This window comes from Calditrichota bacterium, assembly GCA_013112635.1.
In the GTDB taxonomy this organism is placed as follows: domain Bacteria; phylum Calditrichota; class Calditrichia; order Calditrichales; family J004; genus JABFGF01.
Genome location: JABFGF010000003.1, coordinates 511,625 through 528,505, shown reverse-complemented (window position 1 = coordinate 528,505; position 16,881 = coordinate 511,625). Strand labels below are relative to the sequence as shown.

The following is a 16,881-nucleotide window of genomic DNA, read 5'->3' as shown; positions in this document are numbered from 1 at the left end:
TTTTAATGGAAATAGAAAAGCTTTTAAAACGTCAAATTGATCGGCTGTCGAACCTTGAAAAAAAGTTTCAACAAACTAGCCAAACATATTCGTGGACCCGATTGGCATCCATAATATTGGCCATAGTTGTTGCCGTGATTGCTATTTATCAAAAAAGTGAGATTCTTGCTGCAATATCAATGGCGATTGTTTTATTTGGGTTTGGTGCTTTGACTTTCTTCCATTCACGTCTTAAAAGATCGATTCAAAAATTTGCCAAAATGATTTCAATCTATGATCAGCATCTAAATCGCTTAAATCTGAACTGGGGTAAACTCCCGGAAATAAAATCAGAACAAAAAGTTGATCATCCTTTTGGATTTGATTTAGATGTTTTCGGACCATTTTCATTAATCCGGTTAATTGATCAAACTGTATCATTACAAAGTAGCAAGATTATTCATGACTGGTTTTTGAAACCGCAGTTAGATTCTAAAACCATCACGATCCGTCAAGGACAAGTTAAAGAATTAATTTCTCTAACATCATTCCGAAATAAATTATTGGTTTTTGGCCGCAGTGAGTCTTTCGTAAAATCCGATACAAAAAAGCTTACCGACTGGTTACATAAAATCCAGCTAAAAACAGCTCCCTGGATTGCAAAGACGCTTATTGGTTTGGCTGCAATTAATATCACTTTATACCTTCTGCACCAATTCGAACAAATCGCTCCATATTGGTATTTTTCATTCACACTTTATGTAATCCTGCATTTATGGAACCAGCTCTCTTTAAACAGTTTCTTTGTCAATACCTTTGAGCTTGCTGATGATTTTAGGACCGCCTCCAAAACTTTTCTTTATCTTGAAAATTTTTCATTGTCGAAAAAAGAATCATTAAAAACATTGTTTAAACCATTTCAGCAAAACGGGCATAAACCTTCAAAAATATTCAAACAGTTGAACCGCTATATTGCTGCAATCGGTTTGAGGATGAATCCGGTTATGGCCATTATTTTAAATATTGCTGTTCCCTGGGATTACATTGTTGCCTTTCGCTTAAAAAAAATTACAGCTTCCATAAAAGACCGCGCACCAGGTTGGTTTGAAGGCTGGTATAATATTGATGCGCTTTCTTCATTGGCGCAATTTTCCTGGTTAAATCCCCAATATAATTTTCCACAAATAAGCCAGGCTGCAAGCTCCGCATATTTTAATTCGGAGAATATGGGGCATCCATTAATTAACAGGGAAAGTAGAAAACTAAACGATTTTTCCATTGAAAAAGACAACCAGGTAAATATCATTACCGGTTCCAATATGTCTGGGAAAAGTACTTTTTTGAGGACGATTGGTCTCAACCTGACATTGGCCTATGCCGGGGCGCCAGTTTGCGCGAATCAATTAAATACACAAATTTTTAAACTTCATTCCTGTATCAGGATAAATGATTCGCTATCTGAAGGGCTCTCTTATTTTTATGCTGAAGTTAGACGTCTAAAAGAGATTTTGGAGAACCTTGAAACAAGCAAAGATTTTCCTGTCTTATTTCTGATAGATGAAATATTTAAGGGCACAAATAATAAGGAGCGTTTGATTGGCAGTCTTTCTTATATAAAAGAATTGGCAGCAAAAAACGGAATTGGTCTTGTTTCAACGCATGATTTGGAGCTAGTTAAACTTGAAGAAGATATTTCATATCTTAAAAATTTCCATTTCCGTGAAGATATTAAATCAGGTAAAATGGTTTTTGATTATAAGCTAAGAAGCGGCCCATCGCCAACAACCAATGCCTTGAAAATAATGGAATTGGAAGGTTTACCGGTAAATAAAAAATAAGCCCTCAAACAGTTTTATATTCAAGATCTTTAAATAATTTTCTGGAAATCCCGGCTATTTTCAAAACAGCCTTATCGAAAGCTTCTTCATTTTTTTTTGATGGTTTTCTATAGCCGCTAATTTTGCGAACAAATTGCAAAGCCGCATCTTGCAATTCCTGGTCTGATGGTTCGCGGTCCTCATAGCGAAGTTTTTTAATATTTCTGCACATAAAATTTCCCCAGTTTATCAATCTTTCAATCTTTCAATCCTTCAATCCTTCAGTCTTAAAATCATAAATCTAAAGCGTTCCGGGATACAACCCACCATCCACCTGGATTGTTGTTCCGGACATATAACCTGCTTTACCCGATGCCAAAAATGCCACTAGTGAAGCAAGATCCTGTGGTTCTCCAATTTTTCCAAGAGGAATATTTTCACTCCAGCTTTTTAAAACATCTTCACGTTTTTGGCCATGTTCAACTTTGTTATCAATAATCCGTTCCAGTCCATCGGTTAGGTGATAACCTGGTGCAACATTGTGAACAGTTATCCCAAAACGTCCCAAATCCAAAGAAAGGGTTTTAGCTAACCCAACAACCGCCAAACGAATCGAATTTGAATAAACCAGGTTTTCGATAGGTGATTTTACTGAAGATGAGGTGATATTAATGATACGTCCCCAATTGTTTTGCTTAAGATATGGCAAAGCTGCTTTTATAGCGCGCACCACACTCATAAAAGTAATATTATACCATTTTTGCCATTCATCATCCTGAGATTGCTCGAAAGATGCAACAGGTGGTCCGCCGGCATTATTAACCAAAATATCGATTGTGCCCCACTTTTGGGCAACGTTTTCGATAAATGAATCAATTTGTATTTTATTCTCAACATCCACTGCCTCGCTATAAACGTCGGTCCCGGAAATTCCCGAGATATCTTTTGCTGCCTGCTTTATTTTATCTGCATCTCGTGAACAGATCGCCACTTTACAGCCTTCATTGGCCAGGGATAATGCCGCAGCTTTTCCCAAACCTTTACTTGCCGCAAATACAACCGCCACTTTGTTATTAATTTCTAAATCCATAAATCCTCTTTTATTTTATAATCAATTATAAGAAAATATTAATCCGGCCCGATATATCAATTTATCTGCAAGAAGCAAAGTTTATTCGCTTTTAAGTGTAAAATAGATTTTGTACTTTTATCAATCAACTTTAAGGTTGAACAAGAAAAGCAAATTCAAACAAATGAGATAGCCGGAGTTTAGATGAAAAAATTTATCCGTATAGCCAGTGGCCAGGGTTACTGGGGTGACAGATTTGATGCGCCGATTGACCAGGTCCGTGAAGGTGATATTGATTATCTTGTTATGGATTATCTGGCTGAAGTGACCATGTCCATAATGCAAAAACAAAAAATGCGCGATCCAAGCCTGGGATATGCAAAAGATTTTGTACCACTGATGAATACACTCCTGCCATTGCTGGTAGAAAAGAATGTAACACTGATAACGAATGCCGGTGGTGTAAATCCTGTAGGCTGTATGCTGGCAATCCGTGAAATAGCTGAGAAAATGGGTTTTACAGGTTTAAAAATCGCCGCGGTTTATGGAGACGACATTTTAAATCAACTGGACTCCATGATCTCATCCGGAAATGACATGAAAAATATGGAAACAGGTGATGATCTTAGTACGGTTCGCAAACAGGTTTCCAGCGCAAATGTTTATTTTGGTGCACGCCCCGTAGTGGAAGCTTTGGAGCAGGGAGCGCAGGTAATTGTTACAGGCCGCGTTACCGATACAGGAATTAGCCTTGCGCCAATGGTGCATGAATTTGGCTGGGAATGGGATGATTGGGACAAACTGGCAACCGGCGTAATTGGCGGCCATATAAACGAATGCGGCGCCCAGGGCAGCGGTGGTAACTTTTTTGCCGGTTGGAAAGATGTCCCCAACATGGAGCGAATCGGTTTTCCAATTGTTGAGGCGTATCCTGATGGCCATCTTATAGTAACAAAACACGAATCGCTTGGCGGATTGGTTAGCGAACAAACCATAAAAGAACAGCTTCTGTATGAATTAGGAAATCCGGCCGATTATATTACTCCCGATTGCGTAGCCGACTTTACCTCAATCCAGCTAAAACAGGAAGCACCAAACCGGGTAAAAGTTTTTGGCATAAAAGGTTTTCCCGATACACCTTTTTACAAGGTCTCTATTTCTTATTTTGATGGATATACAAGTATTGGACAATTAACCTATACCTGGCCGGATGCTTTGCAAAAAGCCAAAAAAGCGGATGAAATTATACGCAAACGATTAGAATATCTCGGATTAAAGTTTGATGATATATACACAGAATATCTTGGCTATAATGCCTGTGGCGGTGACACAGCTCCACCGGTTAATGATCCAAACGAAGTTGTTTTACACATTGGAGTTCGCGGGCATAGCTTCCGGGATATGAATAAATTTTCCAGGGAAGTGATTCCATTGGTTTTAACCGGGCCTCCAACTGTTACAGGATTTGGTGGCGGGCGGCCTAAAGTTCGCGAAGTAATTGCATATTGGCCCGCTTTGCTAAAAAAGGAAACCGTTGAGCCAAAAGTATTGACGATTGAAGTAATTTAAGCATTGAAAGATTTAAATATTGAAAGATTCATATTCCAAAAGTGTTTTTCTTTAAGAATAAAAAACCTGCTTAAAGATTTTCTTAGAATGAAAAAGGTAGGAGTTGTCTTTGACAACGATTTCTAGAATAAAAAGGAAGTAATATGAAAAAAGTACAACTTGTAAAACTGGCACATGCCCGATCCGGCGATAAAGGCGATACGGCTAATGTTGGCGTTATTGCACTTAAACCAGAATATTATGATATCATCAAAACTCAGGTAAGCGCAGAAAAAGTAAAAGCACATTTTGGCACTAATGTAAAAGGCAAAGTTGAACGTTTTGAAATGCCAAATCTTGGGGCTTTAAATTTTCTGCTGCACAATGCGCTTGGCGGCGGTGGAACTTTGACTCTAAAACACGATGCACAGGGTAAAGTAGTAAGTGCAAATATCCTTCGCATGGAAATTGATGTACCGGACGATCTGGAGATTTAGAAAAAAATTATTGCACAGTACAGTCAACCTTCAAATCCCGTAATCCAAATATTCAAAAACTCATTAATTAGTATTTTTTATGCGACTTCTCTCCTGGAATGTAAATGGAATCCGTGCTGTTGTGCGCAAAGGACACGACAAATGGATTAACAGTAAACCTGCAGATATCCTTTGCATGCAGGAAGTAAAAGCAACCGGCGAACAAGGCGAAGCGGCACTGTTTCCTGGTGCTTATAAAAATATTTCCTGGAATGACACTCAAAGCCGGGCAGGTTATTCTGGCGTGGCAACACTTTCATCAATCAAACCATTGAAAACAGAAAAAGGCTTTGGGATGGAAGAATTTGATCGGGAAGGACGTATTTTAATCCATGAGTTTGATCAATTTTTTCTGTATAATATTTATTTCCCAAACAGCCAACGAGGGCATGATCGCCTTGATTACAAATTACGTTTCAAAGATACATTTTTGGCTCATGCCGAAAAAAATCGAAAAACCAGAAAAGCAATTCTTGTATGCGGGGATTTAAATACCGCCCATACCGAAATCGATTTGAAGAACCCTAAAGCAAATAAAAACAATGCCGGATTTCTGCCTGAGGAACGCGCCTGGATGGACAAGTTCGTCTCCAGTGGTTATGTTGATACTTTTCGAATTTTTAACAAAGAAGGTGATCATTATTCCTGGTGGACTTATCGCCTAAACGCACGCGAGCGAAATATCGGTTGGCGGTTGGATTATTTTTTTGTCAATGAAGAACATCAATCAATTATCAAAGATGCTTTCATTTTGAAAGATGTTTTAGGCTCTGATCACTGCCCGGTTGGAATTGATATTTCTTTTTAAAGTGCTGACTCTTCTATGATATAAATCAATTCAAAGAAAATGGCACTTACATAGATTTGCACTCCCGTTTTTAAAAACGAAAATAAAACAAATTCAATTATTCAAAAATCTCATTTTTTATTAATCTGATACGAGTATAAAGCCAGATAAAATTATCCCGAAAAAAATCCAAGTTGGAGTTTTAGCAAATGTTTAAAAAATTATTATTATTATTTATAATTAGTTTGATGACCATTCAATGTGAAATACCTGCTGCACCAGACATAATACCACCAACACCTCTTTTAATTTATCCAAATGAAGGTGATGTCATTTCTAATAACATAAATGTTCGCATCGAAGCCACGGACAATAAGAAGGTAAAAGAAGTTTGGATTTATCTGGATGGGCAATACATGGGGAATGCTACCTCAAGACCATTTCTTGTTCCCCTTGACGTAGATACCTTAAAAGACGGATTACAACACAAGATTCAGGTAGCCGCTTCCGATAAATCTGGGAACATTGGTTATTCAACTTTGACAACTTTTACCATCGCTAAAACGCAGGATATTATAGATCCAACTGTTTCTATATTAAACCCACAAAGTGGTCAAACGGTTGAAGGCATTGTAAGAATAGCAGCTATAGCTGATGATGAGCGGTCTGTAAGAGAAGTAGCCTTTTTTGTTGATGGGGACTCTATAGGCTCTGATTTTTCTTACCCATATCAATTTGATTGGGATACTACACCTTTTGCCGATTCAACAAATCATACAGTATATGCGAAAGCATTTGATGGTGGCAATAATAGCAGTATCTCTCCCGTTGTCACTGTAACCGTATTCCCAAGGTCAGGGACTACCGGTGATAACATAGCACCTACAGGATTAATGACATATCCGCTTGCAGGCAGTGTTGTATTTGGAACTATCAAAGTAACAATAGAAGCATCGGATAACGAAGAAGTTTCCAGAGTAGATTTATACGTTGATGGTGACAGCATTGCTACAGACTCTAGCGCTCCATATCAATTAGCCTGGGACACATCTCCTTATGCTGATGATGCATCACATTCAATTTATGCAAAAGTATACGATACGGCCGGAAATAGTTTCACAACAGGATCAACAATACTAACTGTGTCATCCGGTAGCTCTGATGATGTGAGCCCACCAAGTATTCTTGTCCTTTATCCCACAACAGGTAGTACTGTTTCAGGGACAGTTGCCATCCGTGCAGATGCACAAGATAATGTTGGTGTCAGTTCGGTTGAAGTTTTGGTTGATGGCAAACTTGAAGGAAACATGGCATTGGATAGCGGAAGCTGGTTATTCAATTGGAATAGCATTGCCAAAGCAGATACAAACACTCATACAATTTATTTGAAAGCATATGACGCAGCGGGGAATGTTGGAACATCCGGGCTTACTACAGTAACGGTTGTTGCCCCTTAGAAAATATTTTTAATTAAAAAAAAGGCCATCCTGATATTTTAGTGATGGCCTTTTTTTATTTTGGAGTTTCGGTTGTGACTTAATTTTAGAGTTTCGATATATTTTTTTCGCTTGTTTTTTCAACCATTCGAACAACCTGGCAAGCAGCAAACGCAGCCGAAAAACCATTATCAATATTAGCTACCGTTACACCAGGTGCACAGGAATTAAGCATACCCAGCAATGCGGACACACCTTTAAAACTCGCACCGTAACCAACACTGGTTGGCACGGCAAAAACAGGACAGTCAACAAGTCCGCCAACAACACTGGGCAAAGCTCCTTCCATACCGGCAATAACAATAACTGCCGTTGCTTTTTGTAAGACATCCAGTTTGTGAAGTACTCTGTGTAACCCTGCAACGCCCACATCAACAACTTTTTCAAAAGCAGTATTCATGGCAATGCACGTTTCAGCTGCTTCTTCAACAACAGGCAAGTCACTTGTACCCGCAGCCACAATGGCAATAAAAGGTTCATTTGGGGAAGAGTGTTTTTCAGGAGGGGAATGAAGTATAAATGTGCGGCCCAAATCATTTCCTCGTTCATCAGGAAACGCTTCATTTAGCGCGGCAAATTGTTTTTTCTTTAACCGGGTAAACAAGATTGGATCCTGGCGTTTATTAAACTCATCAGCAATTGTAAGCAAATGTTTCGTTTTTTTACTTTCTGCATAAACCACTTCACCTAAGCCATTACGCAGCGACCGATGATGATCGGGCATAAAAAAACTGTTGGATTTTTGTTGGAATGGCCCTTGCTTTAGTTGAGAAACCGCTTCTTCAATTGAAATCTTTTTTTCTTTTACCAGTTCCAGTAAATCTTTTATGTTCTTTTCTTTCATTTGTCTGCGCCACCCATTTTATATCCGCCTAGATCCAAAGTGACCCATTTATAATTCCTGGCGCGACCTTCCGAATTCAGTTTTTCTTTTATGTTTATAACTTTTTCAAATTCTTCAACAGCTATTTCAATACGAATAAACAAGCCCCCTTTTGTTTCATTTAAACGTACACGAAACAAACTTACTCCGGCATCACGCAGAATATTTTCCATAAAAGAGATATCAGCCAATCTGCCTGTTGTAACCGGAACCCCATGTGAGATGCGTGAGCTTAAACATGGGCTTGCCTGCTTTTCCGAAATGTTAATACCTTCATTTCGCAAGATTGTACGGATCTCATCTTTTGAAAAACCTATCTCAGCCAATGGAGCAAGAATACCATTTTCAATTGATGCTTTGTGCCCGGGTCGGTCATCGGAAAAATCTGAAGCATTATAGCCATAGGCAATGCTTTTTAGATTGTTTCCTTTCAAAAGTGATTTTGCAATAGAAAACAATTCTGTTTTACAGTGATAGCAGCGCAGGTTGTCATTTTGCAAATAGGCCGGGTTTTCCATTTCCTTACTTTCAATCCACTTATGATCTATTCCAAACTCACTGATAAATTTTTCAACATCCTTTTTATCCTGATCCGGCAAGCTGGCGCTGGTAGTTGTTAACGCGAAGACACGACCACCTTCTTTATCCATAGTTTGTTTTGCTGCCCACAAAAGAAAGGCGCTATCCACTCCTCCGGAAAAAGCTACCAGAAGCCCATCCTTTAGCAAAGGTAAAAGGTATTCTTTTAGATTCTCCAGTTTTTCATATTCAATCGTAATTGTTTCTTCAACAATTTCTATCATTTATTTTCCATTCAAAATTATCTGTTAATCATCATCTTTTTCAAAGGTGAAGCTGCCATAAACCGGGCAATGATCAGAAACTTTATTAAAATATTGTGGTATCTCTTCTCCCTCATAAAACTCGTTTCCTGCGGAACAACCACCGCTGGTTTTAGTGCTGTTTTCCACAAACTCAACCTTTGCATCCGCTGAAACGAAAATATGATCGATAGTTGATGCCTTAATTTTGTTTACTTTCCAATCCGGCTGCCAGTAGTTTGTCGGTTTTCCTTCCAATTCTGATGATGCCCAATAAAAGCCAAGTCTTTCCATCATCGGAGTAAATTCACCGGCACCGGCCTTTGTCACGTTGTTCATATCGCCTAATAAAATAATATCGCTGTCTTTACTTTCTTCTGGTAGTGTTTTCAATATTTCTTCAAGTTTATTTAATTGCTGCTCGCGTTGATTCCATCCCCGAGGTGATGCTTTTAAATGAACTACAATGGCATGGAAGTCAAATCCACCGGATTTACTTTTGAAATATGCCCTGTATGCCGGACGTAAACGGGAGTCTGGTTTTAACAACAAGCTGGCATAGGTTTCAGGTTTTCCAACCAACTCCAGCACTGACGAATCGTACAAAAAACCCACTTTTTGAGATCCCCCAGACGTGGAGTAAATCATTTCAAATTCTTCCCCAAGATATTTTTTGGCCATTTCACCCAATAATTTTGGATCCACAATTTCCTGAACTCCAAGCAATTCGATATCCAGCTCTTTTAATACTTCAAACAATGCCTCTACATCTGTTGCTGTTCCTGTTGGCGGATAGCGGAGATCGATGCCATATTTCTTCATCATCTCACCATCATCTTTGCACGGAAACCACTCTATATTAAAAGTGCCAATTTCTATTGTATTATTTTGCGCAAAAATAGAATTTGCTGTAAGAACTAAAATTAGGATAAATATTGTTTTCACTTTTCCCCCTCAATTTATTTTTTTAAATGTTCAAAATACGATACGATATTTACCAGCCGGTCATCCATCTTTTTATCCGCCGCTGTCCTAAAATGCAGATTATAAATCGAATCATATTCACCTGATGCAAGATTTAGCCTCATTGGCGCCCCACTAAGAGCGCACAGATATGAACATATTTTGTCCTGCTCATCGTTTGCATCAATAACCAGATCAAATTGCTCATCGCGGATAATCTTTAAATATTGTTCATTTGGAACCCCCAACCAGCTCATATCTGTTTTACGTAAGCTGCTGCTAACAAATGTTGAAATATTTGCATTTGGGAAAACCGTATTTAATTTTTTTACAAATACCTGAAATGGCTCAGAATATTCATTTTGTGCCGGCAGAATTACAAGTGCTTTTTTAACTTTATTTAATTCGGATGAAAAATCATAAGCCCGTTCCTGGCTTAGCAACATCTTTAGACGAAAACTTAAATATTTTCCCAAAATTATTTTCTTAATTGGGTTACTCACTCTTTACTCCTTTTACCCGGCCAAAGCCACTTTAAATACTCTTTTATTTTTTTTTCGCGGCCCATTTCACTGGGATTATAAAAAATTTTATGGGCTAGCTTATCCGGAAGATATTGTTGATCTGCAAAATGATTTGGATGATCATGGGCATATTTATAACCGCTGCCATAATCCAAATCTTTCATTAGTTTTGTTGGTGCATTACGCAAATGGAGCGGTACTGGTTGCACACCCGATTGTTTTATTTCTGTCAAAGCAGCATCAATTGCCAAATAAGCAGCGTTGCTTTTGGGAACTGATGCCAGATAAGTTGTTACTTGTGATAAAATGATCCTTGCTTCCGGCATTCCAATTTTTTTCACAGATTCAAAACCGGCATTTGCCAGCGAAAGGGCATACGGTTCCGCATTGCCAATATCTTCGGAAGAAAGTATAACCAACCTGCGAGCTATAAACAAGGGGTCCTCGCCAGCATCCAGCATTCGTGCCAGCCAATAAACGGCAGCATCAGGATCACTACCGCGAACACTTTTTATAAATGCAGAAATTGTATCATAGTGATAGTCGCTTTTTTTGTCATATCCCAGGGCTTTTCCGGCCGCTGCTTTCTCGATTATTTCATTATCAATCAAAACCTTTTTGTTTTCTTTGCCGGCCATTACAAAAGCCGATTCCAACAAATTTAGTGTTTTACGCGCATCACCGCTGCCATGTAATAAAAGAGCATCCATGCTTTCAATTTTCACTTCGTATTCTTTTAACAAAATATCTTTTTGGATAGCATTTTCAATTACATGGATTAGATCATCCTTTTCGAGCATTTCAAGTTTTATTACTGTACAGCGTGATAGCAAAGCAGCATTTACTTCAAATGAAGGGTTTTCAGTTGTTGCCCCGATTAAAGTAATTATGCCTTGTTCAGTTGCATGCAAAAGAGCATCCTGCTGCGTTTTATTAAAACGATGGATTTCGTCAATAAAGGCCAGGGTTGCTTTACCATACATAGAAAAATTATTGCGTGCCCGTGTAATAATTTCTTTTACTTCTTTTACACCGGCACTAACAGCAGAAATCTCGTGCAAAGTTGTTTTTAATTCTAAACCAATAACCCGGCCAAGTGTAGTTTTACCAACGCCCGGCGGCCCCCATAAAATGAGAGATGGAATTTGTCCTGCGGCAATTTGCTTAGCGAGCGGAGCATCATTCGACAAGTATTTGTAATGCCCGATTATTTCTTTCAGGGTTTTTGGCCGGCAGCGTTCGGCCAAAGGTTTTTGGAGGGAACTTTGGGATTGGTGATCAAACAGATCGGTTGAGTTAGACATGTAAATTTTATTTCATAAGAAAAATGAAATTGTTAATTATTGTGCTTTAATTAACGGATTTCGGCCTTCCAAAATTTCAGGAACACGGCATTGTCCGTATCAACTGCAATTATTAATACATTGCCCCCAGCCCTAAGATGTTCTGAAATTGAGATTTCCTCATAATTTGAACTTGAGAACTGATCCATTGTAAATTTGGGTTTAACATGATTTGCTATAATTACATTGTTTAGAATCACTCTGTATTCTGCCCTGCTTCCCAAAACCAATGGATATTTCGACTTTGACTCATAGAGCCATAATTTTAGTTTTACATCTTTTGTAATATTCATATCGGATGGTGTGTTAAAACGAATCAGCACAGCATCGGTTCCGGGTGGATTTTTATATTGGAAAGCAAACCCCATATTCCAGACTTTTTCTCCAATTATTTCGTCTGCCTCAAAATCCGGGCCATTACCGGAATTAACTTTAAAATTAATCCCATTCATAATATACCCGCTGGACACACTAACAACAGATGGCGATGGTAATACTTTACCCGGTTTTATTTCATAAAAAATATCACTGCCATATTTAAATTCATATTTCGAACCGCCTTCTTTTTTGATATCTAAAACCTGTTCACCAGGATTTTGATAACCCTCCAAATCATTAAATGTGACGATATGTTTGCCAAGAGGCAGGGAACCGGAAAAACTCCCTGATGCTACTTCATTCCCATTGATTATTATTTTAGCTTTTTTGGGTAAAACATTTATCGTAACAAGGCGGGATGTGCTGGTCATAGTAAAGCTAACCTTTGCCTGACGCATATCTTTGGATAATTTAACAACCTGCTCTTTAGGATAGATTTTATAGCCTTCTTTTTCTACACGCACAATGTGCTGACCAAATGGAATTTTTTGAAGGATATAATCTGTAGCAAAACCTGTTTTTTGTCCATTTAAAATAATTTGCGCATCACGGACATTTGAACTGACTTCAATTAACCCTACGTTTATAGATGAGCTGGCCCGGTTTGCAGTTGTCTTAGATTTTTGCGGTGTTAACCTGAACGCCAAATCAATCGTATCCCCGGCATTTAAAGAAAAGGAGTGAAGCTGAGGTACAGGAATATAGTTTTCTTTTTTTACTGTTAATGAGTGATCACCTGTTTCTAAAACTAATATCTTGCTTTCCTGGGCCGTTCCCTTAAACTTGCCATCCAAAAAAATAGTGGCATCATTAAATGGAATATTCAAACGGACAACACCCATATTCCCTGCAAATTCTGTCATTTCAAATGTTACATTCGTTGTATCCCCAACAGAAATTTCTGCTGTCTGAAATGAAGGTTCAACAGTATAACCGGATGAAATCACTGCAATCTCATGTTCGCCCTCATCCAAAACATAGGGTTCACCGGGCGTAAACCCAATGGCAAGATTTTGATTTATATAGAGACTGCTGTTTTCTACATTTAAGTCAACTATCAAATACCCTTTTTGGGATTCCGGTGTAAGAAAATCAGAAATAAAATATACTCCAACGCCAATGCCGATTATAACAAGGGCCATTACAAATCTGCGTTGTAACTTCTCCATCGGAGTAAGAACACGATCCGTAAACTCATCCTGATGATCAAATTCTTCTCTGGTCATCCAGGTTGTTTCATTTATATGATTTTTATATTTGTGGTATCCTTTTTTTGATCTGTAAAAGCGCTCTTGTTCTTCTTCAAAAATTTTCTTTTCCAGGTCGTCTTGAATTTGTTTTTTATTTTCAATCAAATGCGTTTTGTACTTTTTAATTCTCTCCTCAGCATCTTCTTCAATTTCCTTGCGGAACTCGTCAATCATTTTATTTATTTCAGGCGTATCCGGCACTTTTGCCTTTTTGCTGCCGGAGAATTTTTTACGGAATCGTTCCCAAAATGTATATTCCAAAGGAAAGAACTCAAATTCCTCTTCAAGTTCAAGAGGAGTCAGCCATTTGATTTGATCAAGATGATTTCCACATTTAATAAACTCTGCGTGTCTGGAAAAAACTTCTTCCTGTAGTTTTCTACGAACGTATATTTCCAGGAAATAAGATTCATCTTCCTCATTTCCGGTAGCTTCCTGTGCATCTGGCTGGTTAGGATTTGTCTTTACCTGTTTTTCAGAATGCTTGCGTTCCAACTGTTCACGAATTTTCCGTCGGAGTTCGTCTTCATTAAATTTATTTTTATCGCTCATAAGGCTTAAATGCAGTCTGTATTTTATGTGGATTTAAAAAGCAGTTAGATGCCAAAATTACCAACTCAAAGTAAATTCCAAAATAAAAATAGTTTCTTTGTCAGCCGGGGCATCAATTTGATATTTTATTGATCCATCCTTTTGCTCAATTAGGGTACCGTTTGCTGAGTGGATGTTCACTTCGGAGCGTCGCTGGAAATTTTCAACTATTTCCAGGCTGACTTTTTCCTCTTTATGATTTCGGATTTTATACTCAACTTTTCTGCGCTCAGATCTATTGGTAATTTTAGTACTCTTCCTAACAGTTCGTTCGGAAACTATGTCGAAAGCTTTACCTGTTTCGATGTCAATTTTCTCATCTTTGGGAGTATGCTCAATGCGGTTTTCTCCAACAAACTCGCGCTCATCTGCATCTTTTTTATAGAGCCGTATCACACCTTGAGGCAAAGGCATCCCCAGGTTATTTTTTTTGCTGTTGTTTAATGAAATAATTACTGCCGTTTTTGAAGGGTTATAACTAGTTATCCGATAAATTTTCTTAACCTTCGCAGCAGTCTCCCCAAATAATTGAATTTGTTTTATCTGGTTATTTTGCAGATCTGTTTTACGGTTAAGATCATATAAATGATATTCAAAAAAAGATTTCTCAGAAAAAGAATCTTCTGATTTTGCAAACGCTCTACTCAAAGCAATCGTCCCTCTTCCACGGTTTGATTGCACCAGATTCAAATCACCGGCCATTAGTTTTAACTTTGTATCCCGGAAAGTTTTACCTGATGTATTATTAATTGTTACCCAGCCGGAAAGCGTAATTTTTGAATCGTCTTCGTTAAGCAGCGCAACATAATCTGCGTTCCAGGTAAGTCCTTTTGTGAGATAAGAGACTTTGGTGTTGTAGCTCCCCTTTTTCTCTGAATTAATATCCCAAACCAAAGTAGGCCGAATAATAAATGGCTGTTTTTCTGAAGCCAATCCTTTTAAGGATATTTTTTGTTTATTATTGCGTGGAATAATCTGCATCATCCCATCAATAGTTTTCAGGATCATATTTGACCCTGTCGCTGAAAGCAAAACACCTTCCATTTTGCCCTGTTCAGGGTGATCGATTACGATTTCCTTTTCAAGTGATTTCTGCAAAATTTTATCAACACTTATCAGATCGTATTCAAAATTCTGCTCCAAAACAGAAAAATCACTTTCGATTAAAACACTGGCCGGATTGATTAGTGCAGGAATATCTTCCAGGTTTGTTTTTTGACGGCCTTTTGTCAAATCCAATACCCGCTCTTCTTTTACCAAACCCAAATTATTGTTTGTGATGGTAATCGAAGTACTTTGTTGTGCAAAAGAAAAGGAGCCGGAAAGCAAAATTAAACCGGAAAAGAAAACAGTTGAAATGATTGATCTTGATTTTCGTTCTTCTTTGTTCTTTAATCTTGAATTAAGCATATTTTTCATAATTTGCCTGCACCTTTACCATAGTTCATGAATATTTATTATTTTATGAGCCCTTTGTGAGCCCTTTAACAAAGCATGGATTATATGAGTACGCCTAAAGGTATACAATATAGACATGTAAAGCATGAGCCCTTTATGAGCCCTTTAATTTATATTCTGTTCCAACACCAGTCACGCCTTTTTTTTCTAACAAATCGTATTTATCAACTAGTTCTGAAAGATCTCTTGTTGCCGTAGCTTTAGATATATTATGAAGTTCTTGATATTTTTTATTTGTAATTTTTCCATATTCTTTTAAGAATATCATTGTTTTGAGCTGTCTTTCATTTAAAGAGAATTGAGTGCTATATTTTTTGCTGGAAATATCTTTGTGAATTGTAAAAATCAGCCCTCCATTTATTTCATCTATTTCAGGACTTGGCATTCCAACAGCCTTACACTCGGCTATAACTTTCAATGTTCCTCTACCCCATGATTCAATTAACCCAGCCTTAAATAAAATATCCGCTAAAATTGGATTCCGTGGGTGAGAGCTATGTTTTTTGCCTAAATCTTCAAGGCTAATACTGTCTGGAAGTTTACCATAATTCCACACCATAAATTTATCTTCATAAATACTTATTTGTATAGGTGCACCAAAATATTCTCTATGAACTATTGCATTTAGCAGTATTTCACGAACTGCTCCATAAGGATACTCAGTTGTATCAACCCGGTGCAAGCCATCATAAGAAATAGATTTTTTAAAATATTTTTTGTCTAAAATTTCAAGTGTTTGAGTGGCTAACTCAAATGCATTCCCCTCAATTACTTCCTGCGATAGCAGATCATCATCAGTTTGCCCAAATTTACCGACTTTAATAAACGCATTAATAAAAAATTTCCTGGGATCTTTTCCAAATAACAAAATTGCAGCTCGTTTTAGTTTCCCCTTTTCCAAAAGCCTCAAGTTTTCAAATATTTGTTTTATGTCTTTTTCATTTTCTACTTGTGGTAAACGATTGCTTTTTCCTGCAATTTTCTTAAAGGCTACAACTGCGTTTTCATCAATATCCTCAAAAGTAGCGTTCGGTTCTATTACATCATCCCAAGTTTTGCCTGCCTTCCGAAGTAGGAATTCATTAAGGGGTGCCCCTTTAAGTTCTTGTTTTGTGCTACCGCTCCGGTAGTAGTAAGCGCCATGATATGAGATAGGAACATCATAAGGGTGGACTACAATTTCAATAAAATGTTTCTTCTTTTCTTCATGTAAATTTACATCACACAAAACACCTAAATGATTGGTAATTTTATTCGGGATGTCATTTAAAAGTTTTTGAGAATCCTTAATACCAGTCACTCTGCCTGTGTCATCTTTTCCAATGAAAATTTTTCCTCCGGAAGCATTTGCAAAGCCACAAATCCACTTCAAATACTCATCTTTCCAGATTTTTTTCCATTCTACGTTTTGATTCTCTATCATTCTAATTAATAAGGT

15 protein-coding genes are annotated in these 16,881 nt (G+C 37.7%); 5 read left to right on the top strand and 10 right to left on the bottom strand.

The window, feature by feature from the left end; genetic code table 11:
* The first annotated feature begins 5 nt into the window (after nucleotides 1-5).
* Entirely contained in the window at nucleotides 6-1,817 is a 1,812-nt protein-coding gene (locus HND50_11330) for a hypothetical protein (GenBank protein ID NOG45820.1), read from the top strand.
* 4 nt (nucleotides 1,818-1,821) lie between these two features.
* On the opposite strand, the gene HND50_11325 is transcribed toward HND50_11330, so the two are convergent.
* Nucleotides 1,822-2,028, bottom strand: a complete 207-nt coding sequence (locus HND50_11325; protein NOG45819.1) for a DUF2277 domain-containing protein — start codon at nucleotides 2,026-2,028, stop codon at nucleotides 1,822-1,824.
* Nucleotides 2,029-2,097: 69 nt separating this feature from the next.
* On the bottom strand, nucleotides 2,098-2,886 hold the full coding sequence (locus HND50_11320) for an SDR family oxidoreductase (GenBank protein ID NOG45818.1): 789 nt from the start codon (nucleotides 2,884-2,886) through the stop codon (nucleotides 2,098-2,100).
* 183 nt (nucleotides 2,887-3,069) lie between these two features.
* Here HND50_11320 and HND50_11315 point away from each other — a divergent pair, with 183 nt between their 5' ends.
* The 4 genes from HND50_11315 (at nucleotide 3,070) to HND50_11300 (ending at nucleotide 7,193) form a co-directional block, all read left to right on the top strand.
* Nucleotides 3,070-4,434 carry a DUF1446 domain-containing protein gene (locus tag HND50_11315; protein ID NOG45817.1) on the top strand — a complete coding sequence of 455 codons (1,365 nt, stop codon included), beginning with the start codon at nucleotides 3,070-3,072 and terminating at the stop codon, nucleotides 4,432-4,434.
* Between the two features lie 143 nt (nucleotides 4,435-4,577).
* Nucleotides 4,578-4,910, top strand: a complete 333-nt coding sequence (locus HND50_11310) for a hypothetical protein (protein NOG45816.1) — start codon at nucleotides 4,578-4,580, stop codon at nucleotides 4,908-4,910.
* A 79-nt stretch (nucleotides 4,911-4,989) separates the two neighbouring features.
* Nucleotides 4,990-5,757: an exodeoxyribonuclease III gene (gene xth / locus HND50_11305; GenBank protein NOG45815.1), complete on the top strand. Its 768-nt coding sequence runs from the start codon at nucleotides 4,990-4,992 to the stop codon at nucleotides 5,755-5,757.
* Between the two features lie 188 nt (nucleotides 5,758-5,945).
* Entirely contained in the window at nucleotides 5,946-7,193 is a 1,248-nt protein-coding gene (locus HND50_11300; GenBank protein ID NOG45814.1) for an Ig-like domain-containing protein, read from the top strand.
* A gap of 85 nt (nucleotides 7,194-7,278) precedes the next feature.
* Here the strand turns inward: HND50_11300 and larB are convergent, their stop codons facing one another.
* From larB to HND50_11260, 8 genes are all read right to left on the bottom strand, one after another.
* Nucleotides 7,279-8,076: a nickel pincer cofactor biosynthesis protein LarB gene (gene larB, locus HND50_11295; GenBank protein ID NOG45813.1), complete on the bottom strand. Its 798-nt coding sequence runs from the start codon at nucleotides 8,074-8,076 to the stop codon at nucleotides 7,279-7,281.
* The gene (gene larE, locus HND50_11290) at nucleotides 8,073-8,918 is read right to left on the bottom strand and encodes an ATP-dependent sacrificial sulfur transferase LarE (GenBank protein NOG45812.1); all 846 of its coding nucleotides are present in this window, start codon (nucleotides 8,916-8,918) and stop codon (nucleotides 8,073-8,075) included. The genes larB and larE overlap by 4 nt, the downstream gene beginning before the upstream one ends.
* A gap of 24 nt (nucleotides 8,919-8,942) precedes the next feature.
* Nucleotides 8,943-9,881 (bottom strand): endonuclease/exonuclease/phosphatase family protein, encoded by a 939-nt coding sequence (locus HND50_11285; GenBank protein ID NOG45811.1) that lies wholly within the window; start codon nucleotides 9,879-9,881, stop codon nucleotides 8,943-8,945.
* 14 nt (nucleotides 9,882-9,895) lie between these two features.
* A complete protein-coding gene (locus HND50_11280) occupies nucleotides 9,896-10,402 on the bottom strand; it encodes a hypothetical protein (protein NOG45810.1) in 507 nt (168 codons plus the stop codon).
* Nucleotides 10,399-11,727 (bottom strand): replication-associated recombination protein A, encoded by a 1,329-nt coding sequence (locus HND50_11275; GenBank protein ID NOG45809.1) that lies wholly within the window; start codon nucleotides 11,725-11,727, stop codon nucleotides 10,399-10,401. Before HND50_11275 ends, HND50_11280 begins: the two co-directional genes overlap by 4 nt.
* 50 nt (nucleotides 11,728-11,777) lie before the next feature.
* On the bottom strand, nucleotides 11,778-13,946 hold the full coding sequence (locus tag HND50_11270; GenBank protein ID NOG45808.1) for a PEGA domain-containing protein: 2,169 nt from the start codon (nucleotides 13,944-13,946) through the stop codon (nucleotides 11,778-11,780).
* A 57-nt stretch (nucleotides 13,947-14,003) separates the two neighbouring features.
* On the bottom strand, nucleotides 14,004-15,404 hold the full coding sequence (locus HND50_11265) for a DUF4139 domain-containing protein (GenBank protein NOG45807.1): 1,401 nt from the start codon (nucleotides 15,402-15,404) through the stop codon (nucleotides 14,004-14,006).
* A gap of 133 nt (nucleotides 15,405-15,537) precedes the next feature.
* On the bottom strand, nucleotides 15,538-16,866 hold the full coding sequence (locus HND50_11260; protein NOG45806.1) for a transcriptional regulator: 1,329 nt from the start codon (nucleotides 16,864-16,866) through the stop codon (nucleotides 15,538-15,540).
* Nucleotides 16,867-16,881: the final 15 nt, after the last annotated feature.